This is a genomic window from Microcoleus sp. Pol17C6 (genome assembly GCF_036701145.1).
Lineage (GTDB): Bacteria > Cyanobacteriota > Cyanobacteriia > Cyanobacteriales > Microcoleaceae > Microcoleus.
The window spans coordinates 1-1,431 of record NZ_JAUBQH010000159.1; the positions used below are offsets into that span (position 1 = coordinate 1).

The 1,431-nt window shown below is 40.6% G+C and carries 1 protein-coding gene; it reads right to left on the reverse strand.

Going from position 1 to position 1,431, the window contains the following annotated elements; genetic code table 11:
* Nucleotides 1–19: 19 nt before the first annotated feature.
* On the reverse strand, nucleotides 20–1,279 hold the full coding sequence (locus QUA25_RS29160) for an ISAs1 family transposase (RefSeq protein ID WP_333043183.1): 1,260 nt from the start codon (nucleotides 1,277–1,279) through the stop codon (nucleotides 20–22).
* Between the last annotated feature and the right edge of the window lie 152 nt (nucleotides 1,280–1,431).

The following is a 1,431-nucleotide window of genomic DNA, read 5'->3' on the forward strand; positions in this document are numbered from 1 at the left end:
CAGGGTAAGAGCATCTCAATTAGGCTTGACACAAGGACTCAGAAGAATCTAATGTAGGGTCAATAAAACAAGAAAAGAGAACTTGAATCATATAATCGTTATCCATAGCAGTGCGTTTCATTTTTTGTCGGAGACTACGTTTATAAGAGTGTTCGCGGTTGAGTGCATTGAGAGCAATGCGTCGTAAAATAGCAAAATTTCGAGGACTGTGGAAAGAGCGAATGCGGCAAGCATCCTCAGCAAATGTACAGTCAAGAGTCCAATGAGCCTGGTTTTCAATACCCCAATGTTGTCGAATAGCCCGACCAATAAGTTGAGCATCACTGTGCAAAGAAGACAAATAAAATTGAACCTCACGGGTAGTTTTGTTCCAGAGATGACGGACTCGTACAACCATGACAACACTTTGAAGTCCTGCCCATAGTCGGGGTTGATAAAGATTATTAATAGCCGCAAGTGGAACCGACCAGACTTGACGGATTTCCCGACGGTGATGTCCTTTTTCAACACGTTTTTCATAACTGACATCAATGCCTTGAAATTGCTGTGCAGAGGCTTTTTCAAACCATTCTTGAACCTGATTGTAGAGAGTGGGATGATTTGCCTTGAGCGCCAGAACGTAATCTCCCTTCTTGTCGATAATCTTTTTAGCAATTTCTGTTTGTGTCCCCATGGCATCAATGGTGATGATGGAGCCTCTAATATCCAGCAATTCTAATAATGCAGGAATAGCAGTAATTTCATTAGATTTATCTTCTACTTTCATCTGTCCCAAGACTAGACGTTGCTCACTCGACCAGGCACTAATGAGATGGAGTGCTGATTTCCCTTGATTTCGGTCATATGAACCCCTAATTGTCTTCCCATCTATGGGGATTATTTCTCCTCCCATCTTGGTGACAAGGGTTTCTACCCATTGAAGAAAACAACGATTCAATTCTTCTGGGTTAATGAACTCGAATACCCGACGAAAGGTGTCATCCGAGGGAATACCGTGAGGTAATGCCAAAAACTTTTCTAACCACTGCTTTTTGCTAATGCCATAATTTTCCATGTCTTCCCATCCTTGCGCTCCAGCAATTACTGCTAAAATCGCAATTACTAAGATATCTGTGAGTTGATGTTTCTTAGTTCTCTCTACTCTGGGATCTTTGATCTCTTGGAAGTGGTGAACTAAACTTTTTTGAATACACCCGATATCTGCCACTTCTGTTAGTTTTATCTCAGAATGAGAATTTTTCTGAGCATCGGCATTTTTCTTGTTAAAGCCTTGAGACATATAGGGTATTTTTTGAGATTTTCAACTACAGTATTACTGTCATCTCACTGATCTGTGTTAGGAGTCAAGTATGCTGCCTACACAGTCTCTTATGCTTATTTTGTTAACTTTGTCAAGTTCATATTATACCAAATTAGATGAGCTTACCCTGG